The 26,870-nt window shown below is 70.0% G+C and carries 20 protein-coding genes and 1 pseudogene; 7 read left to right on the forward strand and 14 right to left on the reverse strand.

Annotated features, from left to right (window positions below):
• Window positions 1–778: 778 nt before the first annotated feature.
• From GCU67_RS04080 to GCU67_RS04105, 6 genes are all read right to left on the reverse strand, one after another.
• Window positions 779–3,982 (reverse strand): glycosyl hydrolase family 65 domain-containing protein, encoded by a 3,204-nt coding sequence (locus GCU67_RS04080; protein ID WP_211660750.1) that lies wholly within the window; start codon window positions 3,980–3,982, stop codon window positions 779–781.
• A 243-nt stretch (window positions 3,983–4,225) separates the two neighbouring features.
• The gene (locus tag GCU67_RS04085; protein ID WP_246214576.1) at window positions 4,226–6,730 is read right to left on the reverse strand and encodes a phosphoketolase family protein; all 2,505 of its coding nucleotides are present in this window, start codon (window positions 6,728–6,730) and stop codon (window positions 4,226–4,228) included.
• On the reverse strand, window positions 6,727–9,162 hold the full coding sequence (locus tag GCU67_RS04090; protein ID WP_211660751.1) for a heavy metal translocating P-type ATPase: 2,436 nt from the start codon (window positions 9,160–9,162) through the stop codon (window positions 6,727–6,729). The genes GCU67_RS04085 and GCU67_RS04090 overlap by 4 nt, the downstream gene beginning before the upstream one ends.
• 223 nt (window positions 9,163–9,385) lie before the next feature.
• Window positions 9,386–10,117 carry a DUF6629 family protein gene (locus GCU67_RS04095; protein ID WP_338104757.1) on the reverse strand — a complete coding sequence of 244 codons (732 nt, stop codon included), beginning with the start codon at window positions 10,115–10,117 and terminating at the stop codon, window positions 9,386–9,388.
• A gap of 72 nt (window positions 10,118–10,189) precedes the next feature.
• The gene (locus tag GCU67_RS04100) at window positions 10,190–11,287 is read right to left on the reverse strand and encodes a DMT family transporter (RefSeq protein WP_211660753.1); all 1,098 of its coding nucleotides are present in this window, start codon (window positions 11,285–11,287) and stop codon (window positions 10,190–10,192) included.
• Window positions 11,288–11,476: 189 nt separating this feature from the next.
• Window positions 11,477–11,692, reverse strand: coding sequence for a DUF2933 domain-containing protein (locus tag GCU67_RS04105; protein ID WP_163609827.1), 216 nt, complete (start codon window positions 11,690–11,692; stop codon window positions 11,477–11,479).
• Window positions 11,693–12,440: 748 nt separating this feature from the next.
• Between GCU67_RS04105 and GCU67_RS21630 the strand changes: the two genes are divergently transcribed.
• From GCU67_RS21630 to murJ, 5 genes and pseudogenes are all read left to right on the forward strand, one after another.
• A complete protein-coding gene (locus tag GCU67_RS21630) occupies window positions 12,441–13,058 on the forward strand; it encodes a hypothetical protein (RefSeq protein WP_246214577.1) in 618 nt (205 codons plus the stop codon).
• Between the two features lie 177 nt (window positions 13,059–13,235).
• A pseudogene (locus tag GCU67_RS21635) lies at window positions 13,236–13,727 on the forward strand (nitrilase-related carbon-nitrogen hydrolase); the annotation flags it as partial.
• 392 nt (window positions 13,728–14,119) lie between these two features.
• Window positions 14,120–14,572, forward strand: a complete 453-nt coding sequence (locus GCU67_RS22975; protein ID WP_420846347.1) for a GNAT family N-acetyltransferase — start codon at window positions 14,120–14,122, stop codon at window positions 14,570–14,572.
• Window positions 14,569–15,627, forward strand: coding sequence for a hypothetical protein (locus GCU67_RS04120; protein WP_211660754.1), 1,059 nt, complete (start codon window positions 14,569–14,571; stop codon window positions 15,625–15,627). Before GCU67_RS22975 ends, GCU67_RS04120 begins: the two co-directional genes overlap by 4 nt.
• A gap of 59 nt (window positions 15,628–15,686) precedes the next feature.
• Window positions 15,687–17,234 (forward strand): murein biosynthesis integral membrane protein MurJ, encoded by a 1,548-nt coding sequence (murJ, locus tag GCU67_RS04125; RefSeq protein ID WP_276508392.1) that lies wholly within the window; start codon window positions 15,687–15,689, stop codon window positions 17,232–17,234.
• Window positions 17,235–17,339: 105 nt separating this feature from the next.
• Here murJ and GCU67_RS21640 read toward each other — a convergent pair whose 3' ends face one another.
• Complete coding sequence (locus GCU67_RS21640; RefSeq protein ID WP_246214578.1) at window positions 17,340–17,561, reverse strand: hypothetical protein; 222 nt, start codon at window positions 17,559–17,561, stop codon at window positions 17,340–17,342.
• A gap of 662 nt (window positions 17,562–18,223) precedes the next feature.
• Here GCU67_RS21640 and GCU67_RS04135 point away from each other — a divergent pair.
• Entirely contained in the window at window positions 18,224–18,856 is a 633-nt protein-coding gene (locus GCU67_RS04135; RefSeq protein ID WP_163609830.1) for an SCO family protein, read from the forward strand.
• An 81-nt stretch (window positions 18,857–18,937) separates the two neighbouring features.
• On the opposite strand, the gene GCU67_RS04140 is transcribed toward GCU67_RS04135, so the two are convergent.
• Window positions 18,938–19,438: a hypothetical protein gene (locus tag GCU67_RS04140; protein WP_211660755.1), complete on the reverse strand. Its 501-nt coding sequence runs from the start codon at window positions 19,436–19,438 to the stop codon at window positions 18,938–18,940.
• 29 nt (window positions 19,439–19,467) lie between these two features.
• Window positions 19,468–19,698 carry a hypothetical protein gene (locus GCU67_RS04145; RefSeq protein ID WP_163609822.1) on the reverse strand — a complete coding sequence of 77 codons (231 nt, stop codon included), beginning with the start codon at window positions 19,696–19,698 and terminating at the stop codon, window positions 19,468–19,470.
• A gap of 112 nt (window positions 19,699–19,810) precedes the next feature.
• Between GCU67_RS04145 and GCU67_RS04150 the strand changes: the two genes are divergently transcribed.
• Window positions 19,811–20,404, forward strand: coding sequence for a TetR family transcriptional regulator (locus GCU67_RS04150; protein ID WP_163609832.1), 594 nt, complete (start codon window positions 19,811–19,813; stop codon window positions 20,402–20,404).
• A gap of 637 nt (window positions 20,405–21,041) precedes the next feature.
• Here the strand turns inward: GCU67_RS04150 and GCU67_RS04155 are convergent.
• Genes GCU67_RS04155 through GCU67_RS04175 form a run of 5 tightly spaced genes read right to left on the reverse strand, consistent with a single transcriptional unit; the run spans window position 21,042 to window position 26,860 of the window.
• Window positions 21,042–22,487 carry an NADH-quinone oxidoreductase subunit N gene (locus GCU67_RS04155; protein WP_163609833.1) on the reverse strand — a complete coding sequence of 482 codons (1,446 nt, stop codon included), beginning with the start codon at window positions 22,485–22,487 and terminating at the stop codon, window positions 21,042–21,044.
• A gap of 8 nt (window positions 22,488–22,495) precedes the next feature.
• Window positions 22,496–24,100: a complex I subunit 4 family protein gene (locus GCU67_RS04160; protein ID WP_338104758.1), complete on the reverse strand. Its 1,605-nt coding sequence runs from the start codon at window positions 24,098–24,100 to the stop codon at window positions 22,496–22,498.
• Between the two features lie 2 nt (window positions 24,101–24,102).
• On the reverse strand, window positions 24,103–25,971 hold the full coding sequence (locus tag GCU67_RS04165; protein ID WP_163609834.1) for a proton-conducting transporter transmembrane domain-containing protein: 1,869 nt from the start codon (window positions 25,969–25,971) through the stop codon (window positions 24,103–24,105).
• Entirely contained in the window at window positions 25,968–26,285 is a 318-nt protein-coding gene (locus GCU67_RS04170; RefSeq protein WP_211660757.1) for an NADH-quinone oxidoreductase subunit NuoK, read from the reverse strand. The genes GCU67_RS04165 and GCU67_RS04170 overlap by 4 nt, the downstream gene beginning before the upstream one ends.
• Window positions 26,282–26,860, reverse strand: coding sequence for an NADH-quinone oxidoreductase subunit J (locus GCU67_RS04175; RefSeq protein WP_163610329.1), 579 nt, complete (start codon window positions 26,858–26,860; stop codon window positions 26,282–26,284). The genes GCU67_RS04170 and GCU67_RS04175 overlap by 4 nt, the downstream gene beginning before the upstream one ends.
• Window positions 26,861–26,870 lie beyond the last annotated feature (10 nt).

Here is a 26,870-nt window from a genome sequence, read left to right on the forward strand (position 1 = left end):
TGATCAAGCCGATGCGGCCAGCACAGCACTTCCGGACCTACCAGCAGCACAGGTCGATGCGGTGGCCTGTCGTGAGCTCGACCTAGTCGCTGGGGTCGGTCTTGCCGCAGTCCCCCGACTGGGTTGCTGGCTCGGTAGCAGCCGGCGACGTCCTCCGGCAGGTCTGGGTCGATCACGTCGGCCCCGAGGTGACCCAAGGGTCCCGCAGACAGCACCACCGGCCGGTGGGCAGGCCGTGCCGGGAAGCATCGGCGAACGCCTGCCCCGCCTCCTGTGTTCGCCGGTCGAAGTCTGGCGAGCCGCTCTGGATGCTGGCGGCACGGCTTCACCGCTTGCTGAACGGTGTCGAACCGGACCTGGCGTGGTGAGGGGTCAACAGCTCGCTGTGGTCGAGCTCGACGATGAAGAAGATGCGCTGGGGAGAGCCTGGACGCGAGACCCAGCGCACCGAGGTGGTCGCGACCGCCTCGTGTCCTTCTTCGACGGCGAGGCGAACGAACTCCAGGAGGGATCGTAGCTACGCGGGTGTGCCGCGTAGCAGGATGCGGCCGAGTGCTCGAGCTCCTGGTCCACAGGAGGGATCAACACGTGTCCCGGCCCGCCAGGCGCCCGTGGCTGAGCAGCCGCCGGCGACCGACCAGCACCCCTCGGCGTCCAGTCAACGTGCGCCAGCATGCGCTCGGCGCAGCCAGGACGTAGCCCGGTCAGGTACTGCGCCAGCCCGGTCGGCGAACGGTAGGACAGCGAGCATCGTGCGGACCGGCAGCACGCGAGAGCCTCAAGCTCTCCCCTGCCGAACCGCAGGGCCGGTCGGCAAGCCGAGCCCGACCCTCTCTTGTACGGAGCCTGCCGGGCGCTCGGGTTCTCTGGGAACTCCGCCCAGCCAGAACTCATGAGCCTGGCCAGCGCCGAGTGAGAATGTGGCTCCCGCCACGTCGATGCGAACCGGAGCGGCAGCCGCACATTCTCGTGCGGTGACGAGCAGTCGGTCGTGGTGGAGGATGACGTCGAGGCGCTGACCGCGGTACTGGATCTGGAACCGCGCGCTGCGCAGCTCGGCGGGCAGCCGCGGGGCGAATGCCACGGTGCCGCCGTGGATCTGCATGCCGGCGAACGCGCGCGTGACGATGTCGACCGTGCCGGCCATGGCGCCGAGGTGGATGCCCTCCTCGGTGGTGCCCCCCTGGGTGTCATCGAGGTCGGCGACCAGAGCTTCACGAAAGGTGCTCCAGGCGCGGGTCGGGTCGATACGGGCCAGGACCGAGGCGTGCACCACGCGGCTCAAGGTGGAGCCGTGTGCAGTCCGGGCAAGGTAGAAGTCGATGGTGCGGACGAGCGTGTCGGTCGTGGCGGGGTAGCCGAGCCGGTTCAGCACCGCAAGCAGCTCGTCCGGCCCGAGCAGGTAGATCAGCATCAGCACGTCGGCCTGTTTGGCGAGCCTGTAGCGGTTGGTGGTGTCCCCCTCGGCCTCCAGGATCAGATCGAGCCGCCCGATGTTGCCGTACGTCTGCTCGTACCGATCCCAGTCGAGCTCGGCGAGGGCGTCGTACCCGTCGAACTGGCTGATGACGCCGTCGGCCAGGAAGGGCACGCCCAGCCGATGGCTCAGCCGCGCCCAGGTGGCCGGCTCCCCAGGACGGATCCTGAGCCGGGCGACGACCTCCTCGCGATCGTGACCGGCCAGGACGGTCAGGACCTCGCCGGCGCGCTGGCAGATCCAGGCGGCGAGGACGTTGGTGTAGGCGTTGTCACGCAGGCCTTCGCCGGGGGCGTCGGGGTAGCCGTCGTGGTACTCGTCAGGACCCATCACCCCGGCGATGTGGTATCGGTCGGTAGCCGGATCGTGGGTGCCCAGCGAGACGAAGAGCCGAGCGACGTCGATGATCAGCTCCGCGCCACGATCGGCCAGCCAGGTCCTGTCGCCGGTGCCCTGGTAGTACTGCCACGCGTTGTAGGCGACGGCCAGGCTGACGTGTCGTTGGCGGCGTGAGTTGTCCGGCATCCACCGCTGCGACCGCGCGTTGAACAGCTGGGCCGGCGTCTCCTCCCGGCCGTCGCTGCCGCTCTGCCACGGGAACAGCGCTCCAGACAGGCCGGCATGGGCTGCTGCCTGGCGGGCTGCAGGCAGGCGTCGCCAGCGGTAGTCCAGGAGTGCCCTGCTCACTTCGGGTAGGTGTGTGGTGATCGAGGGGAGGACGAACAGCTCGTCCCAGAACACGTGCCCGCGGTAGCCCTCCCCGTGTAGTCCGCGAGCGGGAACGCCGACATCGAGCTCTGCGGTGTGCGGTGAGATGGTCTGCAGTTGGTGGAACACGTGCAGGTTGAGCACCAACTGCGTCTCCCGGTCGCTGTCGAGGGTCACCCCGAAGCGGTCCCAGAGCCGTTGCCAGGCCGCTACGTGCCCGGGTAGCAGGCCGCTGACCCCGGCCGGAGCGCGGGCCAGCTCGTCGAGGGTGCCGAGCCCGGGTGCGGCGATCGCGCGATCCCGCGAGGTCGCCATCGCGACGGTCTTGTCGATCACCACGGGCAGCCCATCACGCAACCCGACCTCGACCCGGTGCGCGTGCCGTCCCTCGGGGCCGGACTCGAGCCGGCGAGGCGTCGGCACGGAGGCCCCATGCACGACGGTGCGCGCTGCGGTCGAGACCGTGATCCGGCTCTGCGTGGTCGCTGCCTGAACCAGGAGCGTCTCCGGGTCCGGCTGCTGGACCGTGACGCGGTCCAGGTGCCGATCAGCCAGCGCCGCGTACTCGGCGACGTTGGAGTTGGTGATCCCGGCGTCGATCCCGGACCGCACGCTGACCTGACCGCTCCAGCCCAGGGCGAGCAGGGTGGTCTCCAGGGCAGCGAGGTGCGGGTGCTCCATGGACACGAGCCGGCGCTGGGTGAGTTGCAGGCGTCGTCCGGCCCGGTCGGTCAGCTGGACGTGACGGGTCAGCAGGCCGCGACGCAGGTCCAGTTCGCGACGCTCGGACCGTTCGGTCAAGCCGCCGTCGGACCACCAACCGCCGTCCTCGATCCGAACGTCCAGCGGGAGCCAGTTGTGGACATTGACCAGGTGCTCGTCCTCCACCTGGCGGCCCTGGACGGTGCTGGTGAGCCGGTTGTAGATCCCGGCCAGATAGGTGCCCGGGTAGTGCGTACCGTCGGCGGAGGACTCAGGGGCGGCCCCCCGGGTCCCGGCGTACCCGTTGCCCAGAGTGGTCAGTGCCTCCCGGTGTCCCTCGTGGGCCGGGTCGAATCCCTCGTAGACCAGCAGCCATGGATCGGTCCGCAGCACACCGAGGTCCAGCTCGCCCAGGTCGTCGACGACGAGCTGCGCCCCCGCGGCTTCCAGATCTCTGCGGTGCCCGGCGCGGCTGATGCCGACCACCAGACCGACGTGGGCGGCCCGGGCAGCGCGCACGCCTGCAGCTGTGCCCTCCACCACGGCGACGCCGGCTGGCGGGACCTCCAGCCGCTGGGCGACGTCGAGGAACAACGCCGGGGCCGGCTCGTGGGACATGCGAGGTCCATCGACCGGGGCATGACCCACGACGACGTCCAACAGTCCCTGTAGCTCCGGCAAGGCCGCCAGCACACTGTGCTCCCGGCCGACGACGAGCCCGGTGGGCACATGTCCCGCTCTGAGCCTGCGGAGCAGATCGATGGCGCCGGGGGACACCCGCGGAGGGCGTTCTGTCAGCAGCCGCAGGTACATCTGGTCGTGGTGGGCCGCCAGGCCGTTGACTGAGCGGGTGCCGGGCGGGTCATCGGGGTGCCCCATCGGCATCGTCATGTGGTTGTCGGAGAGGAACGCGATCACCACGGCCTCGGGAGACCGTTGATCGAGGTACCTCCGGCCATCAGCGGCCGTCCCGGACGGTTGCGCGACCGTCGCCGCCCCGGCGCCGCTGCCGGTCAGCACAGCGGCGAAGAGCTCCTGCCAGGCGGCGGCGCGGATGGCTGACGTGTCGACGACCACCTCGGATGCGAAGATCACCGCACCGTATGGTGGCGCGGCCCCGAGGGGCCCGAGCCGGGAGGCAGGCGGATCGTCGGGTTCCCTCACGGCGCCGGTCGTGCCTGGGGAGGCACGGTCACCATGCCCGGCTCGCCGCATGGCCGGTGAGCTGTCCAGTGCGACCAGCGGCCAGGACGATGCGTGATCGGCCGCTGGTGCCCAAGCCCTCCCGAGCGGTCGGGACGACCACGCGGGCGCCGGCGCCTGAGCCGCTGTCGACCATCAGGACCCGCACCGCTGGACCGGCTCGACCAGCGGCTGGTTCCCGACCTGCGTACTCGGGCCTGCGACTGCGGACCACTCCCAGTCGCGGATCTCGGGCATGTCCTCCCCGTGCACCCGGATGTACTGACGGTGCTCGATCAGCTTGTCGTGGAGGCTCTCCCGGGCGTGCGCGGAGATCGCCTGCAGCCGCGGTACCCGGTCCAGGACGTCGATGGCAAGGTTGAACCGGTCGATCCGGTTCAACACGCACATGTCGAACGGCGTGGTCGTCGTGCCCTCCTCGACGTAGCCGCGGACGTGCATGTTGCCGTGGTTCGCACGCCGATAGGTCAGCCGGTGGATCAGCGTCGGATACCCGTGGTAGGCGAAGACCACCGGCTTGTCGGTGCTGAACAACGAGTCGAACTCCCGGTCGGAGATCCCGTGCGGGTGCTCCCGGTCGTCAACGAGCCGCATCAGGTCGACCACGTTGACCACCCGGACCCGCAGGTCGGGAAACCAGCCGCGCAGGATCTCGACGGCCGCAAGGGTCTCCATGGTGGGTACGTCCCCGGCGCAGGCCATGACGACGTCGGGCTCCGTGCCGGCGTCGGTGCTGGCCCACTCCCAGATGCCGATCCCCTTGGTGCAGTGCACGATCGCGTCCTGCATGCCCAGGTACTGCAGTTGCGGCTGCTTGCCGGCGACGATCACGTTGACGTACTGACGGCTGGCCAGGCAGTGCGCAGCCGTCGAGAGCAAGGTGTTGGCGTCCGGCGGCAGGTAGACCCGGATCACATCGGGCCCCTTGTTCACCACGTGGTCGATGAAGCCGGGATCCTGGTGGGAGAACCCGTTGTTGTCCTGACGCCAGACGTGCGAGGTCAACAGGTAGTTCAGCGACGCGACCGGACGTCGCCACGGGATGGAGTCGGTGACCTTCAACCACTTGGCGTGCTGGTTGAACATCGAGTCGACGATGTGCACGAAGGCCTCGTAGCAGGAGAAGAGGCCGTGCCGGCCGGTCAGCAGGTAGCCCTCGACCCAGCCCTGGAGGGTGTGCTCCGACAGGATTTCCATCACCCGGCCGTCCGCGGCGAGACTGACGTCGTCGGGCGCCCTCTGCGCGTTCCACGCCCGGTCGGTGGCCTCCAGCACAGCACCCAGCCGGTTGGAGTTGTTCTCGTCGGGAGCGAAGACCCGGAAGTTCGTCATGTTGGCGCGCATGACGTCGCGCAGGAAGGTGCCCAGCACCCGGGTCGACTCCACGGCGCCGGTGCCGGGATCGTCGACCGGGACGGCGTACTCCCGGAAGTCCGGCATCCGCAGGGCGCGCAGCAGCACGCCACCGTTGGCGTGCGGGTTGGCGCTCATCCGCCGGTCCCCCGCCGGGTGCAGGTCCCGGATCGCGGGCACCGGGGCGCCGTCGCCCTCGAAGAGCTCTTCGGGCCGGTAGCTGCGCAGCCACTTCTCCACCACGGTCCGGTGCGCGTCGTTGTCCCGAGCGTCGGTGAAGGGCACCTGGTGCGAGCGCCAGGAGCCCTCCACCTTCAGGCCGTCGACCTCCGCGGGGCCAGTCCAGCCCTTCGGCGACCGCAGCACGATCATCGGCCAGCGCGGCCGTTCACTGACCCCGTCGCGGGCCCGGCGTTTGATCTCCGCGATGTCGTCCAGGCACTGGTCCAGGGCCGCCGCGAACTGCTGGTGCATGAGCGCTGGATCGTCGCCCTCCACGAGGTGCGGGGTGTGCCCGTACCCGCGCAGCAGGTGGTCCAGTTCCTCGCGGCTGATCCGGTCCAGCACGGTCGGGCTGGCGATCTTGTAGCCGTTGAGGTGCAGGATGGGCAGCACGGTGCCGTCCCGGCGCGGATCGACGAACTTGTTCGAATGCCAGCTGGCCGCCAGCGGACCGGTCTCGGCCTCCCCGTCACCGACGACCGCGGCGACGATCAGGTCGGGGTTGTCGAACGCCGCGCCGTAGGCGTGGGACAAGGAGTAGCCGAGCTCGCCGCCCTCGTGGATCGACCCGGGTGTCTCCGGGGCAACATGGCTGGGTATCCCACCGGGGAAGGAGAACTGGGTGAACAGCCGCTGCATCCCGGCCAGGTCCTGGGAGACCTCGGCGTAGACCTCGCTGTAGGTGCCTTCCAACCACGCCGAGGCCACCGGTCCTGGGCCACCGTGGCCGGGACCCATGACGTACATCATGTCCAGGTCGCGGGCGGCGATGGCGCGGTTGAGATGGGCGTAGATGAAGTTCAGTCCCGGCGTGGTGCCCCAGTGGCCGAGCAGCCGCGGCTTCACGTGCTCACGGAGCAACGGCTCCCGCAGCAAGGGGTTGCCCATCAGGTAGATCTGCCCCACCGACAGGTAGTTCGCGGCCCGCCACCACGCGTGGATGCGCTCCAGCTCCGCCGGGTCGAGCGGACCCCGGGCGGAGGGGAGCGTGACGGCTGGTGCTTCCAGGACGTCCATGTGCTCCTCAGATCTCTCGGTGGCCACGCGGCTCGCGAGCCCGGTCATCGCTGACCCACCGGTTCCGCCGGGACACGGCCGACCGGTGCAGGCGCCGCTGCTGGTGGCTGCGCGGACCGCGGCAGCTTGAGGCGCTTGAGCAGCAGGGCGTTCACGGCGACGATCAGGCTGGACCCCGCCATCGACAAGGCGGCGATCTCCGGGCGCAGCACCAGCCCGAAGGCGGGCGCGAACACGCCGGCGCCGATGGGCAGGGCGACGACGTTGTAACCGATCGCCCAGCCCAGGTTCTGCCGCATCTTGCGCAGCGTTCCCCTGCCGATCAGCAGCGCCACCGACACGTCCAACGGATCCGATCGCATGAGCACCACATCGGCGGTGTCGATGGCGACGTCCGTGCCCGCGCCGATCGCGATGCCCACGTCCGCCTGTGCCAGCGCGGGGGCGTCGTTGACGCCGTCACCGACCATGGCCACCCGCTTGCCGGCCTCCTGCAGCTCGGCGACCTTGGTGGCCTTGTCCCCGGGCAGCACCTCGGCGATCACGATGTCGATCCCGAGCTGGCCGGCGATCCGGGCAGCCGTCGCCTGGTTGTCACCGCTCAGCATGACCACCTCGACGCCTGCGTCGTGCAGGGCCGATACGGCTGCGGCGGACGTTGGCCGGACTGCGTCGGCCAGGGCGATGACCCCGGCACCACGGCCGTCGACGGCCACCAGCACCGCGGTCCGGCCGGTCGCAGCCAGCTCGTCGCGGCGCGTGAGCAGGGCGGCCACCTCCACACCTTCGGCCGCCATCAGCTTGCGGTTGCCGACCAGCACGTGCCGCCCGGCCACGTCTGCGGCCGCACCCTGGCCAGGGACACTCCGGAAGCCGGTCAGTGGCGGCGACGCCACGCCACGGTCCTCGGCGTAGCGGACGATCGCGCCGGCCAACGGGTGCTCGGACTCGCGCTCGACCGCGGCCACCAGGGCCAACAGGTCGTCTTCGGACATGCCGTCGGCGACCACGTCGGTGACTTCGGGTTCTCCCTTGGTCAGGGTGCCGGTCTTGTCCATCACGACGGTGTCGATCCGGGCCGAGGTCTCCAGCGCGGTGGCGTTCTTGAACAGCACGCCTCGCTGAGCACCCAGCCCGGTCCCCACCATGATCGCTGTCGGCGTGGCCAGTCCCAGTGCGTCGGGGCAGGTGATGACCACGACGGTGATGGCGAACAGGAGAGCGGCTTGCACGCTGGACCCGGTCAGCCACCACACGAGGAAGGTCCCGGTCCCACCGATCAGGGCGACGAACACCAGCCAGAAGGCCGCCCGGTCGGCGAGGCGCTGGCCGGGTGCCTTGGAGTTCTGCGCCTCCTGCACGAGGGTCACGATCTGCGCCAGCGCGGTGTCGGATCCGACCTTGGTGGCCCGGACCCGCAACGTGCCGGTGGTGTTGATCGAGGCTCCGATGACCGCGGCACCGGGGCCCTTGGTCACCGGCAGGCTCTCCCCGGTCAGCATCGACTCGTCGACCTCGGACACGCCGTCCTCGACGGTGCCGTCCGCTGCGATCTTGCCGCCCGGACGGATGAGCAACAGATCCCCGACCACGACGTCGGCGGTCGGCATCTCGACCGGCTCGCCGTTCCGCACCACCACCGCCTTCGCCGGGGCGAGCTCGAGCAGGGTCCGGATGGCCTCGTTCGCTCCGCCGCGTGCCCGCATCTCGAACCAGTGCCCCAGCAGCACGAAGGCGGTGAGGACGGTAGCGGCCTCGTAGAACACCTCACCGCCGCCGGTCAGGGTGACGACGACGCTGTACACCCAGCCGGCCCCTACGGCGACCGCCACCAGCACCATCATGTCCAGCGTCCGTGCCCGTAGCGCCCGGTACGCGCCGTCGAAGAAGATCCATGCCGAGTAGAAGATGACCGGCAGGGTCAGCAGCAGGGAGAACACATCGGTGCGGAGCCCGAACGGCGCCGCGACGGTGAACCCCAGCACGTCCGAGCCGATCGGCGACCAGAGCAGGATGGGGATCGCGAGCAGCGCAGCTACGAGGAAGCGGTTGCGCATGTTGCGCACCATGGCGTCCATCGACATGCCGTGGCCGCCGCCGTGCCCCATCACCTCCTGCGGAGCCCGGCCCGCGTGCTCGTCACCCTGACCAGGCCGGCCATGAGCGTGCCCCGCAGGACCTGGTGGCGCCGAGCGCACCGCCTCAGGGCTGCCGGCACCCATCGGTGCCGACATGTCCATCTCCCTCTTCGACGATCCAGCCATGGGATCGCACACGTGCTCAGGAACAGAGCGTCCCGAGCAGTGGTAACCGCAGTCCCGGACCCAGCCGACGAGGTCGGCCACCGATGTCTGCCCGGGTTCGAAGATGACGGTGGCGGTCTGGGCCACCGGGTTCATCACCACCTCGAGCACACCGGGCCGGCGCGACAGGCCGGCCTCGACGACAGCCTTCGACGAGGCCCGCAGCAGGTTCGACACCTCGATGACGGTGGTCGTGGATGTGGATGTGGAACTCACAGGACCCTCCGGGTAGGGCGTTGTCGAGCGCGGTCGTGGTGGCGGCGCTGGATCGCCACGCCGGCAACCCATGGCTGCCGCTTGATCACTACGGCCACTGTCGTCCCCTCGATGCGCGGGGCGTAGGGGCCTCCGACTCAGGGCCCGAGCCGAAGGTCCCGGCACGCGGACAGCAGGACCGGCATCACGACGGGACCCGTTCGGTCGCCCGTTCCCGCGGGTCGGTCCGTGCTGCCTGCATCGGTCCGCTGAAGTGGATGAGGATGAGGAGGCTCAGCAGGGCAGCGAAGAAGCACCACACCGAGACGAACGTCATGATCGACACCAGGACCGCAGCGATCGCCAGCACGAATGCCAGGACTCCGAAGATCCGGACGCACCGATGACTGGAGAACAGCCCGGTGAAGCAGGTCGCCAGCAGGTAGATCACCAGAACCCCGGCGATGTAGAAGTGCGGCGAGTCGTAGGAGATGCTCCGCTCGTGCACATGGGCGCTGACCGGGAACCGGACGAGGAAGTAGAGGAGATAGAGGCCTACTCCGATACCGAGCGCCAGGAAGACGCTGATCGCCCTTCGCCGCCATCGCACCGGCTCGACCAGCAGGAAGGCGAACGGGATGAACATCGGCCACAGCACGTGGGAGAACAGCGAGAAGACGTAGGTCGACCACGACTGCAGCCCAGTCAGGTCGTTGTCGAGACCCACCCAGAGAAGTCCTTCGGTGAGCTGCTGCAACCCGAACAGCAACGGGACCGCCGCAAGCGGCAACTCGCTCCTGCCCCTCGACCTGTACACCGTCACCATTCCCACCGCGGTGAGCGCGGTTCCTGCGGTGAAACTCGCGGTCGCGGAAAAGCACATGTCAGGTCCTCCAGGAAGGCGGCTTGCGGGACACCCGGAACGGAGTGGGGCCATCCGCCGTCCGCCCGGCGCTGCCTCGCGGCTCAGGGAGGAACGACGTCCACGCGACGACGTCCGTACTCGTCGTCACGGCGGCTGCATCTCGCTCTTCCGGCCCGGCCGAGCCGCGTCCGCGATGTGCAGGTGACCGGGCCCGGCGGTCGCGGCACCGCGCTGGGTCAGCGCCAGCCGCATGCTCGCCAGGACCAGGACGATGCCCGCGACGGTCCAGCCATCAGGACGCTCGCCCAACACGGCGATGCCGATCAGCAGACCGAAGACCGGTACGAGGAACATCCACGGGGTCAGAGTTGAGAGAGGGCAGCGCTGGGTCTCGACGAACCAGGCCAGCGTCGTCGCCGCGGTGGCGATCAGGCCGAGGAAGGCCAGGACGGCGAGGAATCGTGGCGTCCAGTCGATCTGCGGCGCGCCCTCCACCATCACGGCGACGACGGCCAGCACCACTCCCCCGATCAGCAGGTGCGCCGCACTGGCCACCACCACGTCGACACCACCCAGCCGACGCACGAGCAACGTCCCGGCAGTGACCGCGAGCGCCGCGAGAAGGGACAACAACGCCCCGGAACCGCCACCGCCGGGGACGGCGACCACCAGCAGCCCGCCGAAACCCAGCACCAGCGCGACGCCGGTCCGCGCTGACACCCGTTCCCCGTAGAGCCACCAAGCGGGCAAGAGGATCAGCAGCGGCTGGGCATTGGCGAGCACAGCGGCGGTGCCGGTGGCCAATCCGTCGATGCCCGCGAACATGGCGGCGAAGGCCAGGCTGACGTTCACCACGCCCAACGCCGCGACCGTCCCCCAGGTACGCGCGGACCGGGGCAGCGGTCGACGCTGCACGGCGGCGAGTAGCGCCAAGGCCGTCCCGCCCAGAAGGGCACGCAGCGCAGCGAGCCACAGCAGTGGGGCGTCCCGCAGCCCCCACCGCACCCCCAGGAAGCAGCCTCCGAGGGCGGCCGTGATCCACAACATGCGCAGCGGCGCCGGCCGACCCGTTGAGGTGGACGGGGTGACCTCCACAGCAGGGCTCATCGAGAAGCGCTCATCGCTCGCCGCTGGCCCGCCGACGGGGTCGACGTGAACGGTGGCCGCTGCCTGCCCACCGATTCTCGTCGACATGCACCGGGACTCGACTTCTGACAGCCGGTGGACCGGCTGCAGCTCCACGGCCACTGCCCGGCAGTCCCACTCGACGTGGACCGGATGGCCTTCGTGAGCCAATCGAACAGCACTGACGGCGTGGACGAACGCACCCCGCCGACACCACTGTCCGCGGCTGCCGCGCTGACCGCCCTCGCCGGCGAAATGGCGGCGACCTGCCGTTCAGACGCCCACGCGGCGCGATCCGGTGGCCGATCAGTGTCGGTGCTCGACGTGCCGCTCCGACTCATCGCTTTCATCCCCGCCATCCTGGCTGCCGCCCATTCCACGCATCATGAAGAACATCATGAACGCGCAGGCACCCAGCCAGAGGAGCCCCAGCGAGCCACCGCTCGCGGCACCGGTCAACCACAGCACGCCCGCCAACACAGCGAAGCCGACCATCACATACAGGTGCTTTCCGTGATTCATCGATTCTCCTCAGGAACTGCGCGATGATCCAGCGCGGAGTCAGTCCGGCGCCGCCGATTGTTCGTTGGCCGGAGAGCAGGTACGGCCTTGCCGAACATCGGCACTGCCAGCGCCCACGCCCGCGAGACCAGACTGCACACAGGATCTGTTTCTCAGGGCGAACTGTGCCCGGTACGTCGAGTCAGCAGTAGAACCCAACGTCCCGAGTTGGCGTGGCGTTCTTGCGTGGTCGAGCCCGACACCGAGCTGATCACCGCCACCCGGTTGACTGCAGCGACCAGACCGGACCACAGCCATGTCAGCGTCGGCGTCCCGACTGTCCCCCCTGTGATGCGACAGCGAGGAGTAGCGCCAAGCGTGGAGGAGACTGCGCCAGCCCCCACAGGCTGTTCCGGCGGACTTGCTGGGACTGACACTGCCTGCGCGGCCCCCACCGGGCGACGCACTGGAGCGGCGGCCCCAGCCGCACCGACATGTCCCCGGCTGAGCGGCACGAGATCCCCCGCCACCAGTGGGACTGAAGCCGCGAGCTGACCGCTCACCCTCAAGCGTGCTCCCGCTTCAGCTGCAGCGCCGCCGGACCCTGGCGAGGAGCGGCGTGTCCGTGGCGAGCGGCCAGGCGGCATCGGTTGGAGCGCCCGAACGAGCGACCGCCAGCGACCGACAGGCCGCCAAGCCTGGCCGGTGGTGGCCAGGTGAGGCGCGCCTGCTTGCAGCGGCCGTGTCAGGTGCGGCGATCGCCGCCGGGATGCCTCCGCGGTCAGCCTGGTACCTGCTGCCGCTCGGCACGGCATTGCTGACGTGGGCACTGCTCGGCGGGTCGTGGCGACAGCGAGCCGTCCAGGGCGTGGTCACGGGTGCCGCCTTCTTCTCCCTCACGCTGAGCTGGCTCACCGGCTTTCATCCCGCCGGCTTCGCCGGCGTCCTGGTCATCGAGGTCGTCCTCTTCGCCGCGGCGATGGTGCTGGTGGACCCGTGTCCGGGCCGCTGGTGGACCGTTCCGGCACCGTTGGTCGTCCTGGAGGCCCTGCGAGCACGGTTCCCCTTCGGCGGCTTCCCCATCCCGGGGATGGCCCTGGGGCAGCTCGATGGGCCCTTCTCCCCAGCTGCTCCGCTGGGCGGTGCACTGCTGGTGCTCGGGCTGGGGGCAGCAGCGGGCGCGGCGGTGACCGGGGTTGCTGCCGGTGGCCGACGACCGCGGGCACTGGTCATCGTGGGTGCACTGGCGGCCGGGGCCACAGCCGGGCTGGTGATCGCACGACCGGAGGAGGCTCCCGTGGGGCGGCTGCAGGTCGCCCTCGTCCAGGGCGGTGGCCCGCGCGGAATTCCCGCCGTCGCCAGTGACCCTGACACCGTCACGGAATGACAGTTCCAGCAGAGCGAGGGTCTCCCGCCCGGGCTGGACCTCGTGCTGTGGCCGGAGAGCAGCATCGCCGTCTCCGGGCCGGTGGCTCAGACCAGAGAAGCCGAGCGAGTCGCCTAACTCGCCCGCCGCACCCAGGCCACAGTCGTCGCCGGCCTCAGCGAGTCCTATGCGACCGGGTTCCGGAACGCCGCGGAGGCCTGGGAGACGGACGGCCGCATCGTCGACCGGTACGAGAAGGTGCACCGGGTGCCCTTCGGGGAGTACATGCCGGGCCGGGCAGTGTTCGAGCGGCTGAGCGACGTGACCTCCCTGGTGCCACTGGACGCCATCCCCGGGCGAGGACCAGTGCTGCTCAGCACGCCAGCGGGTCCACTCGGCGTGGTGATCTCCTACGAGGTCTTCTTCGCCGACCGCACCCGCGCCGCCGTGACCGCCGGGGCACAGGTGCTCCTCGTGCCGACCAATGCGGCGTCTTACACGACCGAAGAGGTACCGGCCACTGAGGTGGCCGCTGCACGGATGCGCGCTCTTGAGACCGACCGCGCGGTCCTGCAGGCTGCCCCGACCGGCTACACGGCCATCGTGGTGCCCGACGGAGACATCGTGGCCCAGGGCGGCCTGGCAGTCCTGAGGTTCTCTCAGCTTCGGTGCCGCTTCAGACCGGACTGACCGCGTACACCCGTACCGGGAACGGGCCGAGCTTGCTGATGGGCGGGCCAGTGGCCTGACTGTGGAACACCCCGGCCGCGCGGCTCGTCTGAAGAGGCATGTACCCGGGTCGCATAGTAGTACCGGATCGTTTCGTGATCAGGCCGGCGGAAGCTGCTGACCTCTCTGCGACCGCTCAGGCGCACGTGCTGTTGCTTCCGGTCGGCCTCTTCCCCTCGATGGGCGAGCGATTCCTTCGGTGTTGGCACCGGACCTTCCTCCGCCTACCCCATGGGATAGCCCTGGTCGCCGTCGACGCGGGGGCCGGTGCGGGACAGGTGGTGGGCTTCCTGTTGGGAACCACTGACCAGGCCACGCACACTGACGCCCTGCTGAGAGATCGCCGGGCCCTCATGGATCTGGGCGCCTCAGGACTCCTCGCACTGCTGCGCCGGCCCAGACTCGCCGCCCGGTTCGCCCGCACGCGCGGTCGACCGTGGCTCCGCAAGCTGTTGCAGCGCCGCGGTTCTGCCGTCCAGCCGCCGGAGGCGCACTCTGTAGGACCGGTCGCAGTACTGGCCGCCGTTGCCGTCCAGGACTCCGCGCGAGGCCATGGGCTGGGCGCAGCACTCGTGCACCACTTCTTGGCGGCCGCGCAAGCCGGCGGTGCCGACGTCGCTGAACTGGTCACCGTCGTTCCGCACGAGGGCGGCACCAGTGCCGGGTTCTATGAGTGCCTGGGATGGTGTGCAACCGGCGACCGCAGCACCCGGGACGGGACGACCGTGCGTACCTACGCCTACCCGCTGCGCAGGCCAAGTCGGCCACCAGCCCGCGACCACGTGATCGGAAGAGAAGGCGCATGAGTTCTCGGTGGCGCCGTCTGGCCACCTTGCTGGCCCTCACGCTGATTGCTCTCACCCTGTGGGAGCTGCTGTCGTGGCCGGGGAACGATCCCGGCCGCGGGGCGGTAGGCGAGCCGACGCCTGAAGCGTCGGCCTCGGCTTCACCGACGGCATCGCCCACATCCACGGAACCGCCCACGGCCACGGCCGAAGCTGGACCGCCGACCACAGCGCTGCCCCCGACCACCGTCTGGCGACCGGGCCCAGGCGAGCCTCAAGCGGAGATCAAGCAGACAGCCACCGCGTTCATCGAGACCGCAGGCACCTGGATCGGGGCAGTAGGCGCGGCAGCGACGCTCCGGTCGAAAGGCGTCGGGCCAGACGTGGCAGCCACCGCCACCGCGCTCGAGGCGCCCGACGCCGTGTCCAGCACCGTGAGGGTGATCTACCCGCAGTACGGAGGAGTGACGGCCGACCGGGCTGCGGTGATGGTCCTGTTCGAGCAGCAGCTGCAGACGGCGCAAGGCGCGACGACCATCCGGCAGATGGCTCTGGACGTGCGGCTGACCCAGGTCGCCGGCGGAAGCTGGCAGGCGGAAGAGATCAGGCCGCTGACCTCGCTGGGGTCGAGTGTGCCGTTGAGCGAGGCCGCCCAAGCGGTGCTGGCCGAACCGCGCCTGGAGCTGTCGGCACCCGCCCGGCTGGACGTGAGCAGCGGTCGGATGGATGACCGGTTGCTCCGAGTCCTCCTCGGGCTGGCCGAGAACTGGGTGTTGACCGTGCAGGTGATGCACACCGGTCACATCCAGACGGTCTATCCGACCGAGCGGGTCTCCAACCACGCCGTCGGGCGGGCCGTGGACATTCGTGCGGTCGACCGGCAGCCGGTCATAGACCCGGCCACCTCCCGGGAGATGCTCATCGAGCTGGCTGCTCGGGCCGGGGAGCTTGGAGCAACCGAAGTCGGGGCGCCCTTCGACCTCAACGGGGACCGGTCGGGGTTCTTCACCGACGTCGTTCACCAGGATCACCTCCACGTCGGCATCACGCCGGGCAAGCAACCAGCCACCCGGTGAGCCGACACCGGAAGAAGGCGGTCGACGGCACGGTCACCTCAGCCGGCGCACCGACGGCCATGACCGGCCGATCCACGGTGCTGAGGTCGACGGCGATGTTGACCGCACTGGCTGCTGTGAGCGGTCTCCTCGGATTCGGCCGTGACGCCGCCATCGCGGCCGTGTTCGGGGTCGACTCCGCCGTCGACGCCTACCTCATCGCGCAGGGCTTGATGAACCTGGTCCTCGCACTCGTCGCTGCCGCTGCCGCGAGAGCACTGATCCCTGCCGTGGCACGGTCGGTGGCCGAGGGCCAGCCTCGGCGGTCCGACACCCTGGCGAACACGGTGCTGACCGTCGCTGTCCTGGTGCTCGTCCCGGCCGCAGTGGGCATGGCCCTGGCCGCGCAGACCGTCATCGACGTGCTGGCCCCCGGGTTCCCACCCGAAGTCGGCGCCGAGGCCGTCCGACTGACCCGGATCGTGCTCCTGGCGACGATCCTGGTGACGGGAACGGACATCCTGGCCGCCGTCTGCCAGGCCCACGGTCGCTTCTTCTTCTCCGGCCTGCAGGGGATTCCCTTCAACCTCGTGATGATCGCGGCCACCGTGACGCTGGGAGCTCGCTGGGGAGCCGATGCGCTGGCGATGGGATTCGTCGCGGGCAGTGCGCTGCGGCTGCTCGTCCAACTGCCCGCGGTCCGCGCGGCCGGCGTCCGACTGCGCCCCTCCCTGCGCGTCAAGCACCCAGACGTCGCCGAGGTCGCGCGCTTGATGCCTGCCCTGCTCCTCGGCACAGCGCTGGTCAACGTCAACACGTTGGTCGACCGGGCCGTCGGCTCGGGGGAGGCAGAAGGCACCATCGCAGCGCTGAGCTTCGGGTGGCGACTGGTCAGTCTCCCCTACACCTTGCTCGTCATCTCCTTGGTCGCAGCCCTGTATCCGGTCATGTCCGCCATCGCCGCTCCCGACCGGCGCGCAGAACTGCGGCAGACCACCGAACGGGCGCTGGGCGGTGTCCTCGCCGTCCTGGCGCCGATCGTGGCCATCCTGCTCGTCCTGACCGAGCCGTTGGTGCGGGTACTGCTCGGCCGGGGAGAGTTCGACCGGAGAGCAGTGGACATGACCGCAACAGCGATCTCGTGGTTCGCACTGGGGCTCGTCGGGGTGGCCATCATCGAGATCTGCTCGCGAGTGTTCTACGCCGTCGGGGACAGTCGGACGCCGGTGGCGCTGTCTGTCCTGGGGATGGTCGTCAACGTCAGTGGGGACCTGGTCCTCGGGCGAACATTCGGTGTGGCGGGCCTCGCGGCGGCCACGACAGCGTCGTTCCTGCTCGTCGCCGGCGCGCAGCTGGTCGCACTCCGCGCGCGCCACAACGCGGTCCGGCTCACCGCCCTGCGTGAACGGATGGGCCGCTGCACGCTGGCTGGCCTGGTGTCCGGCGGCGCAGCCTGGCTCATCGCCGCAGCCATGCCCTCGTCATCGGGGGCCGTCCCGGCGGACCTGGCGGTTGTGACCCTGGCCGCCACGGGCTGCCTCGTCTGTTACGTCGGCGCCCTCGCGTGCCTCGGCGGCCCAGAGCTGGCCGAGCTCCGGAGGATAATCCCGCGCCGGCAACGCCTGTGAGCCCCACGACGAGCAGGACCTGAGAGTCGAAGATGGTCGTCAGTTGTCCACCAGGTCACCTGGCGCCGAGCTACGGCCCGTACGTCCGTGCACGGCATGGGTGGTTCAGGCGGAGGATCCGTCAGCACTGTCGGGCGATTGCTCCGCCTGGCAGACGTGGTCGGCCACCTTGTCGAGTTCTGACTCGATCGTGCCTTGCGCGACCTTGCGGACCGTCTTGCGCTGCCGTCGGCGTCGCAGCAGGCCGCCGGCCAGTGGTTCGTGGGTGAGGGTGATCGACACGTCCGTGCTCTCGTCGGGGGCGTCTGCCAGCTCGATGGTCGTCACCCACACCTCAGGAGTCAGTTCCAGCCGTGTGGCGACTCGGTGCTCCGGCTTCCACTCGACGATCCGCCCACGGGGTGCGCCGCCCGGCGGTGACTGATCATCCAGGCGCCCAGGAACGCAAACGAACTCTGTTCCTTGCTTGGTGGCGGCTCCGTCTACGACATAGGAGACATCACAGACCGCGCAGTACGGCTGCAGGACTGCGAGGGCCCGCCAGACGCGCGACCGGACATAGGGCACCCGACGCGCACCCTCAGCGACAGTGAGCCAGCCCGGCACGCCACCGGCGGGCGGCACCCGCTGGCTCGAGACCTTCTTGGGCGCTGGCGCCTCCGACGCGCTCACTCCAACGCCTCCGCAGAGCTGGGGCCATCCAGATCCGAGCAGCCGAGGGGAACCGCGGCAAGCAGGGCCACGGACCACGCCAGCAACCTCCGTCGCGTGATCCACACTGTCAACTCGACGCCCTCCGCCCGACCGATCGATGACCCTGACTACGATGCAGCATAGGAGTTGCGCCGAGGCAGTGGCCGCCCGCGGGGCTGAGCGGCGGCATGGACGGCCCGCCACCCGAGCCGACGGCCCCACTCGGCTGCGCCGTCGACCTGCCACGCCGCGACTGGACGGGAGACGCCTTGTCACATCGCCGCTCGCGTTGGCTCGTGGGTCTGGTGGCGACCGCCAGCGCTGTCTCCGCTTGCTCGACACCCATCTCCGGGGCCCCTGTCAGCGACATCGTCAGTGCGCAGGAAGAAGACGGGTACGCGGGCACCTTGCTGTCCGATCCCACCATCTCTCGCCCAGCCCTCGTTCTCACGGACACCGATGGGAGGCCCTATGACCTGCAGGCGGACGTCGACGGGGTGACCGCTCTGTTCTTCGGCTACACGCGCTGCCCGGATGTCTGCCCGACGACCATGGCCGACCTCGCCACCGCGGTGCGCGAACTGCCGGCCGGAGCCCGGGAACGGGTGGACGTCGTGTTCGTGACCGAGGACCCCGACTCGGACACCCCAGCAGTCGTCCGCGAGTGGCTCGACCGCTTCGATGAGGACTTCATCGGCCTGATGGGTGGCCAGGGACGGACCGACCAGGTACTCGACCAACTGCACGTGCCCCGGACCGAGGGTCACGTCGACCCGCCCGAGGCTGCACCGCATGACGACGGGACCTTGGAGCACAGCGGGGTCGTCTACCTGTTCGGGCCCGGTGACGAGGCAACCGTCTTGCACAGTGGCGGGACGACCGCCGACCAGTATGCGGCCGACATCAGCCGACTCCTTGATCAGAGCTGACGCTCCGTCTGCGGTTCGATCGGGCCGCAGAAGACGGCGGCGCGGTCACTGCTGTTCTCGCTCAGCGGCCTCGGGCGAGGGTCACGAAGTAGTCGGGCGCCATGCCCCTGCCGATGCTCGCCGCTGTTCCTGCTGCTTACGCCAGCCGTACCGGGTGGTCCCCTTCGGCTTGAAGATCGAGAGCACCGTGGCAGTCAGCAACACGATGAGACCACCGATGGAGTGCGGCAGGGTGCCAGCGAGCTCGCGTGGGTCGCGGGTGGCCAACGCGGCGTCGGCGAGAGCACCGATGGTCTGCGTCTCCACCAGCAGGACGGCTGTGGCCAGCAGGGTGAGCAGCAGCTTTGCGATGACCCAGTAGTGGCGGAGCACGCCCCACGGCGTGCTCCATGCGGTGAGGAGTCCGATCACCACGGTTGCCAGTGCCAGCGGGACGATCGCCGAGTAGGCGATGAGCTCCATGGCCACGTAGGCGCTGCGGACCAGCTGGATGTCGCGGCTGGTCACGGCAGCCACGTCGAGAGCCAGATACGCGCAGACCGACCCCAGCCAGCCGACGGATGAGACGACGTGGACGGCCACGATCGCCTTCCGGAGGCGAGGTGGCGCGCTCACGGCAGTGCGCTCACAACTGCTGTGGTGCTGACGGCCACTGGTGCACGGCCGTCGGAGAGGTGGCGTCCCGGTCCGTGTTGGCCGGCCACCCCGGTCAGCTGCAGGACGAGGAACAGCAAGACGAGGACGCCGACGACGACGGCCGTGATCTTGACCCAGCGCGGCATGCCCGGGGGCTGGCCGTCGATGTCGTGTCCGCGGCGCGCGCCCTGCTTCTCATCAGACATGTGCATCCTCGTGCTCTCTGCGGCAGTACTCGCGCCGCCGACCCGTTTTGCGAGACAGTGTGTCTACATCGAAACACATTGGCGCCGTCGCGGCACTGCGTATGCTCCTGGCGTGCCGAAGCTGTGGAGCGACACGATCGAGACGCACCGCCGCACGGTGGACGAGGCGATCATGGAGGCCACCTGGGCGCTGGTCACCGAGCGGGGACTGCTGGCGGTGACCATGTCGGCGATCGCAGGGAGGACCGGGATCGGACGAGCCACGCTGTACAAGCACTTCCCCGATGTGGAGTCCATCCTGCGCGCCCATCACCAGCGGCACGTCACGGCACACCTCGCCCACCTGGCGCAGCTGAGAGACCGGACCGGTGATGCTGGACGGCGACTCCACGTCGTGCTGGAGGCATACGCGCTGATCTGCCATCACCGCCAGAGCCACGGCACGGACGAGCTCGCGGCACTGGTGCACCGGGGGGAGGACGTCGCACGTGCACAGGAGGGCTTGCTGACACTCTTCCAACAGCTCCTCACCGGGGTCGCCGAGGAAGGCCTCGTGCGCCGTGACATGGCAACCGACGAGTTGGCGTCCTACTGCCTCCATGCACTGAGCGCGGCAGGCGACCTTCCCTCCGAAGCGGCCGTTCGTCGGCTCGTCACCCTCACCCTCGCCGGCTTGGGCTTCGGCTCGGCGATCACCGAAGAGTGAGGCGTGGCTCCGTCCAGGCGCGCTCGGGCAGCGTGATCGTCGGCCGGGAGCGATGTGCGAGCCGCCAGCGACCCGACTCTGATGGCAGCCAGGAGAGGCCACCCAGCCGCCGGCCTGGATGCCCAGGGCGTCCGCGACGCACGCCTCAGCCGAGCAGGCTCGGCAGCAGGCCGGTCTGCCACCGCAAGTCGGGCCGGCGAATGAGAGCCGCGGAGGTCCTCCGGGACGCGGGAGTCGACGAGGCTGCTGCCGGTGACGCTCCCGGTCCAGGTGGACAACCGGAGAAGACCAGCCGTCGGCCGCCAGCGGAACGGCGGTGACGCCGCCGGGAGAGGTCGACGGCGCACGGACGGCGTACGGGCCGAAGACGACAACGGCCACCGCGGGTCAGGGATGCGGCCAGGAGCCGCAGTGCTCCGAGGCCAGCGCCGCCACCGATCGCGGCCACCCGCAGCTCGAGGGAGTCACGGGTCCAGGGGTGCACCAGAGCCGTCAGCGCGGCGGTCGGTTCGGGTTTCCCCCGGTGTAGGGACATCCGTCGCAGCGAGGCGTGGAACGGCAGCACGTGCCGTCGGGGTCGGGGCTCGCCGGCTCAGCATCGGTCAGGTCGGTGGTTCGGTGGGTCACGAGTGCGTTCTCATCCAGGTAGAGCGACGGCCAACCACGCTCCCGAGCCGACGCCCAGGAGCAGTGATGTGACCGCCGCGATGTACACGACTGCAGCAGGTGCAGTGAGCACCTGCACCCGAAGGAGGGTCCCGCCGTCCGGGTGCGGGTGCTCCGGCTGCACAGCAACCGGCTCCGTCTGGACGGCGGCCGCGATCCAGCGGAGGTAGTAGAAGAGGCTCGCGACCGTGTTGACCGCAGCCACGACGACCAGCCACACGAGCCCGCCGTCCCAGCTCGCGGAGAAGACGGCGAGCTTGCCGACGAAGACCGCCGTCGGAGGTGTTCCGACGAGGCCGAGCAGGCAGATGACGAGGCTGGCGCCGAGCCACCGCTGCTGCTTCACGGCGGCACCCCAGTCGCGGATCGTACGGGCGTCCGGGATGGCGGCGGCGGCGGCGAAGACACCGATGTTGGTGACGGCGTAGGCCGCCAGGTAGAGCGCCAGGGCAGGAACGGCCAGGTCCGACCGGGCCGCGACGGCCACGACCATGAACAGGTAACCCACCTGGCTGATCGAGGAGTACGCCAGCAGCCGGAGGACCTCGGTCTGGTTGAAGGCCCCGAGGTTCCCGAGCGTCATGCTGGCCGCCGCGATGACCGCGACGAGCAGGGGCACGTCCAGCGCAGTCGTGGCGAACGGCTCGGCTAGGAGGCGGTGGGCAGCGGCTACGGCGCCGATCTTCGGGATGGTGGTGAGGTAGGCGGCCATCACCGGGGTGGTGCCGGCCGTGACGTCGGGCAGCCAGAAGTGCACCGGGACAGCGCCGGCCTTGAAGGCGACTCCCGCGAGGACGCCGAGGACGCCCATCGCGGTGAGTGCGACTGGGGCAGTGGGCAGCGCGTCGGCGACACCGGAGTAGCTCGTCGTCCCGGTCGCGAGCACGAGGCAGGCGACGCCCAGCAGCATGAAGACGGCCACGAAGGCGCCCATCAAGTAGTACTTCAGGGCCGCCTCGGTGCCTCGCGGGTCCTTCGTGAACCCGGCGAGGGCGTACAGCGGGACGCTGGCCAGCAGGTAGGCCGCCACGAGCAGGAGGAGGTCGCCGCCGGCGGCAAGGGCGATCGCGCCGAGGCCGCCGAGCAGCATGAGGACGTAGGCCTCGGTCTCGCGCGGATGCCCGGCGAGGCTGGACGACGCCAACAGGGCCACACCTGCGACGGCCAGAGCGACGAGCAGACGGACGACGCCGGTGGTCGTGTCGATGACCCAGGCATCGTCGAAGACCCGCTCCGCTGGACCACCCAGGGCAGGGACGGCGGTGCCCGCACTCACCAGGCAGGCGATCACGACGAGCAGACGGACCCGCCACTGCTGTTGCTGCGGAGTCCACAGGCCCAGCAGGAGCGCGCCGACCGCTCCCAGGAGCAGGACCAGCTCGGGCAGCAGCCGGAGGGCCTCTGATCCCTCCGACATCCCGCCGTTCATCTGGCCACCAGCCCTGCTACGACCACGGCGGCGGGCTCGATCACCTCGAGCAACAGGCGCGGGAGCAGACCGAGCACGACCGCGAGCACGAGCAACGGCGCGATGGCGACCAGCTCGGAGCGCCTGAGGTCGGGCATGCCCACCGCGATGCCGGGTCGAGCCAGGGTGGTGGTGCCGCCGTCGGGCACGCGCTGCTCGGCCGGCGCCGGCTGGAGCGACTCGGTCGGGTCGTCGTCCTGGGGGATGACCGTCGGCCCGGCGAGCAGTCGTTGGATGGCGCTGAGGAAGAGCCCCGCGGTGATCAGGATCCCGAGGACGGCCACGACCGTCGCCACCGGTGCGGCCTGCAGCGCACCGGTGAAGATCTGGAACTCGGCTATGAAGCTGGCGAAGCCGGGCAGGCCCAGTGCACCGAATGCGCTGACCGCGAACAGGGCAGCGAAGACCGGCGCCGGGCGGGCCAGGCCGCCCCACCTGTCGAGGGCGTACGTGCGTCCGCGGGACCACAGGACGCCGGTGAGCAGGAACAGCGCTCCGGTCAGGAGGCCGTGGGCAACCATCTGGTAGACCGCACCGGTGATGGCGATGGAACGTGCCTGGGGATCGGCGTCGGCTGCCAGGCCGGCGGCTCCCAGACCGAGCAACACGTAGCCCATGTGGTTGACCGACGTGTAGGCGATCATCCGCTTGACGTCGGTCTGGGCCAGGGCGACGAGGGCTCCCCAGAGCACGCTGACGACACCGACGACGACCACGACCATCGCCCAGCGCTGCCATGCCTCGGGGAGGATCGGCATCGCGATGCGGATGAACCCATAGGTACCGAGTTTCAGCAGGATCCCGGCGAGGATGGCCGATCCGGCTGCTGGGGCATCGGTGTGGGCGTCGGGCAACCAGGTGTGGAAGGGGAACACCGGGGTCTTGATGGCCAGGCCGATCCCGATGGCGAGCAGCACCAGCCCCCCGGCGACCGGCGAGTCCGCCAACGGCGGGTCCTGGGCCAGCGCCACCATGTCGAACGTCCGGGTCTCCCCGCCCAGGAACAGCCCGATGAAGCCGACGAGCAGCGCGAGTGACCCGACGAACGTGTAGAGGAAGAACTTCAGCGCGCTCCGCCGGGCATTGCCGTGTCCCCAGCCCGCGATGACGAAGTACATGGCGACGATCGTCAGGTCGAAGAAGACGAAGAAGAGGATGAGGTCGAGGGCTGCGAAGGTGCCCAGGCACGCGGTCTCGAGGAAGAGGAACGCGGCGGCGTGCAGCCGAGGTCGGTCTGTCTGTCGCAGCGACCAGATGCCCACCGCGAGGAAGAGGACCGCGGTCAGGGCCAGCAGCGGCAGGGACAGCCCGTCGACGCCCACGTGATAGCCGGCGTCCACGGTCGGGATCCAGCGGACGTCGGCTTCGAAGGCCAGGCCGTCGGTGACACCACCTGCACCGGAGCCCTGATCGAAGCGCCACCACATCCAGCCGACGAGGACGAGTTCCGCGAGGGAAGCGCCCACCCACAGCCGGTTCGCTGTCGGGCCGGTCAGCCGGGGCATCGCGACGAGCGCCGCCGCGACGACCGCGGGCAAGAAGACTGCGACAGTCAGCAGCACGGTCACCTCACCGCCAGGAGCAGGGCGAGCAGCACGCCGAGACCGGCGGCTGCCTGGACGTAGTACTGGTGGAGCAGGCCCGTCTGTGGCCGGCGAGCAAGCGCGCCGGCCCGGCGGAACGCGCCTGCGACGCCACGGACGGCGCCATCGACGACCCGGCCGTCAGCGCCAGCCAGCTGCGCGGCGCCGGACCTCACCGCAGTCGCCGTGCCCATCACGACGCGGTCGATCACCTGGTCGTCGACTCGTTCGAGGGCACGTGCGAGGGACAGCGCCGGCCGGGCGGAGAGCAGGTGGCCGAGCCCGGCCCACGAGCCCAGAGCGCTGCGTTCCAGGACTGGGAGAACTGCAGGGCGGGTGCGGATGACCACGAGGGTCGCTCCGAACGCCACCAGCGCCAGCAACCCACCCAGCAGCAGCTCGGACAGCGCTGGAGCTGATCCCTCCTGACTGAGGAGGACAGCGCTCAACGAGTCGGCGACCGGTGGGAGAGCGAGTGCGCCCAGCCCTGCGGCGAACACGGCCAGCACGATCGCGATGGTGGAGACGGCCACAGGTACACGGCGAGTGCCGTGTTCTTCGTCGTCGAGTGGCTCCGCACCGGTTGGCGGGGCCAGCAGCACCGTGAGCATGCGGGCCGCGTAGACGGCCGAGAGGGCGGAGGCCGCGAACCCGACCACTCGCAGGGCCGCCCCGTCCACACCCGCCAGGACCTCCTCCTTGCTCGCCCACAGCGACAGCGGGGGGATCCCGCCGAGCGCCAGCGCCGCCACCGTGGCCGCCGCCCCGACCCCGCGGTGGCGGCGTGCAGCTCCCCGCAGGCCGACGAGCTGCTTGGTGCCCAGTGACGTGAGCCAGGCACCGGCAGCCACGAACAGCCCGGCCTTGACTGCTGCGTGCGCGAGGAGCTGGGCAGACCCGCCTGCGACCGCCCCCACGCCCGCGGCCAGGACGACGAAGCCGATCTGGGCGGCCGTGCTCGCGGCGAGGAGCTGCTTCAGGTCGCGCTGGGCCACGGCGATCGCACCGAGGACGAGCGCGGTGAGGGCCCCGATCCATGCTGCGGCCGCTGCTGCCCATCCGGTGGCCTCGAGCAACGGCTGGACCCGGAGCAGCAGGTAGCCGCCTGCAGCGACCATGGTCGCTGAGTGCAGCAGGGCGCTGACGGCGCTCGGCCCCTGCATCGCCCCCGACAGCCAGGCGGAGAAGGGCAACTGGGCCGACTTGCCGAGCGCGGCGACGAGGATGCCGGCCGCGGCCACGTGCTGCCATCCACCGTCGGAGGTGGGCAGATCGGCCAGCACGAGGCCACCGGTGCCCGCGAGGGCCGCACCGGCCGCGACGTAGAGCCCGAGGTCGCCTGCTCGTGTGGTGAGGAAGGCACGCGTGCCGGCCGTCAGCTTGCCCGCGTCCTGCCAGCGGTAGCCGATGAGCGCGTAGGACGTCGCGCCCATGACCTCCCAGCCGATCAGCAGCGCCGGCAGGGTCACGGCCGTGACGGTGGCGAGCATGGCCGCGACGAACAGGAGGAAGAAGCCGAAGAAGCGGGCACGGGCGGCGTCGTGCGGCAGGTCGGCGACGGCGAAGCAGGTGACGAGGAAGGACATGGTGGCGACCAGACCGACGAGGACCGCGGACAGTCCGTCGACCGCGAAGCGCAGGTCCCCGCCGTCCACGAGCCCGAGGAACGGAAGCGAGGCCTCAGGGCGCTGAGCGAGGACCACCGTGGCGCCGACCAGACCGAGGACGGCGGTGACGACCGCGACCAGCGAGGCCAGTCGGTCGGCTCTCCGGCCGCCCACGAGGAGGGCCGCCCCCACCGCAGCCGGCGTGCTGATGAGCGTGATGAGCACGCCCGCAGCCGCGCTCACCCCTTCAACTCCGTGGCCATGTCGACCATGTCGACCTGACGGGCTCGATAGATGGCGATGGTGACGGCGAAGCCCATGGCCATCTCGACGGCCATGACCACCAGGGTCACCACGACGAGCATCTGGGCGTCTGGCAGCTCAGGCCCCAGGAAGAACCACGCCGCGCCACCGGCCAACAGGACACCGTTGAGGGCCAGCTCCAGGCCCATCATGATCATCACGATCGACTGCTGGGACAGCGCGCCGTACAGCCCCACACCGACGAGCCCCGCGGCCACCGTGAGGACGATCTGCAGCACCAGCTCACCGCTCATCGCCCCATCCCTCCCTCGACCGGGTCGGAGGGGCGGGCCGCACTCAGATCGGGGCCGAAGCGGTCGTAGCGACCGCGGGCCGTGGCGAGGACGGTGCCGGCCAGGATCGTGCCGAACAACGCGATGCCGATGACCAGCATGACGAGCATGTGGCTGCCCATGATCGCCTCGCCGAGCTGACGGGTGCTGTCCTCCGGCAGCGCCCCGGTGCGGGGGGGCCAGTCGACGGTCCAGATGCCGATCACCAGGACGACGAAGGTGACGACGCCGACGCCCGCTGACCCGCGCTGGTTGTGGACCATGCTCATCGGCATGAGCCCAGCCGGGTTCATCATGAACATGATCATGAAGACGGCCATGACGGCCATCTCGATCGTCATCATCAGCGCCGTCACCACGGCGAGGTAGACCAGGTCGAACACGAGCAGGATCCCGGCGACCGCCAGGAACGAGCCGAGGAGTGCGAACGTCGCACGAGCCATCGAGTCGACGACGAAGACTGCGACCCCGAGGGCGACGGCGAGGACGCCGAGAACTGCGACCACGACCAAGGACCACGTCGAGACGTCCACCATCACGCCTTGC

Origin of the sequence: Modestobacter muralis, from assembly GCF_010682105.1 — a bacterium.
Lineage (GTDB): Bacteria > Actinomycetota > Actinomycetes > Mycobacteriales > Geodermatophilaceae > Modestobacter > Modestobacter muralis.

What these genes read in the sequence shown, in the direction of transcription:
- GCU67_RS04085 (WP_246214576.1), bottom strand. Translation starts at nt 6,730, where the DNA reads ATGACCGGGCTCGCGAGCCGCGTGGCCACCGAGAGATCTGAGGAGCAC.
- GCU67_RS04095 (WP_338104757.1), bottom strand. Translation starts at nt 10,117, where the DNA reads ATGGCCCCACTCCGTTCCGGGTGTCCCGCAAGCCGCCTTCCTGGAGGA.
- GCU67_RS04105 (WP_163609827.1), bottom strand. Translation starts at nt 11,692, where the DNA reads ATGAATCACGGAAAGCACCTGTATGTGATGGTCGGCTTCGCTGTGTTG.
- GCU67_RS21630 (WP_246214577.1), top strand. Translation starts at nt 12,441, where the DNA reads ATGCCTCCGCGGTCAGCCTGGTACCTGCTGCCGCTCGGCACGGCATTG.
- GCU67_RS22975 (WP_420846347.1), top strand. Translation starts at nt 14,120, where the DNA reads ATGGATCTGGGCGCCTCAGGACTCCTCGCACTGCTGCGCCGGCCCAGA.
- GCU67_RS04120 (WP_211660754.1), top strand. Translation starts at nt 14,569, where the DNA reads ATGAGTTCTCGGTGGCGCCGTCTGGCCACCTTGCTGGCCCTCACGCTG.
- murJ (WP_276508392.1), top strand. Translation starts at nt 15,687, where the DNA reads ATGACCGGCCGATCCACGGTGCTGAGGTCGACGGCGATGTTGACCGCA.
- GCU67_RS04145 (WP_163609822.1), bottom strand. Translation starts at nt 19,698, where the DNA reads ATGTCTGATGAGAAGCAGGGCGCGCGCCGCGGACACGACATCGACGGC.
- GCU67_RS04155 (WP_163609833.1), bottom strand. Translation starts at nt 22,487, where the DNA reads ATGTCGGAGGGATCAGAGGCCCTCCGGCTGCTGCCCGAGCTGGTCCTG.
- GCU67_RS04170 (WP_211660757.1), bottom strand. Translation starts at nt 26,285, where the DNA reads ATGAGCGGTGAGCTGGTGCTGCAGATCGTCCTCACGGTGGCCGCGGGG.
- GCU67_RS04175 (WP_163610329.1), bottom strand. Translation starts at nt 26,860, where the DNA reads ATGGTGGACGTCTCGACGTGGTCCTTGGTCGTGGTCGCAGTTCTCGGC.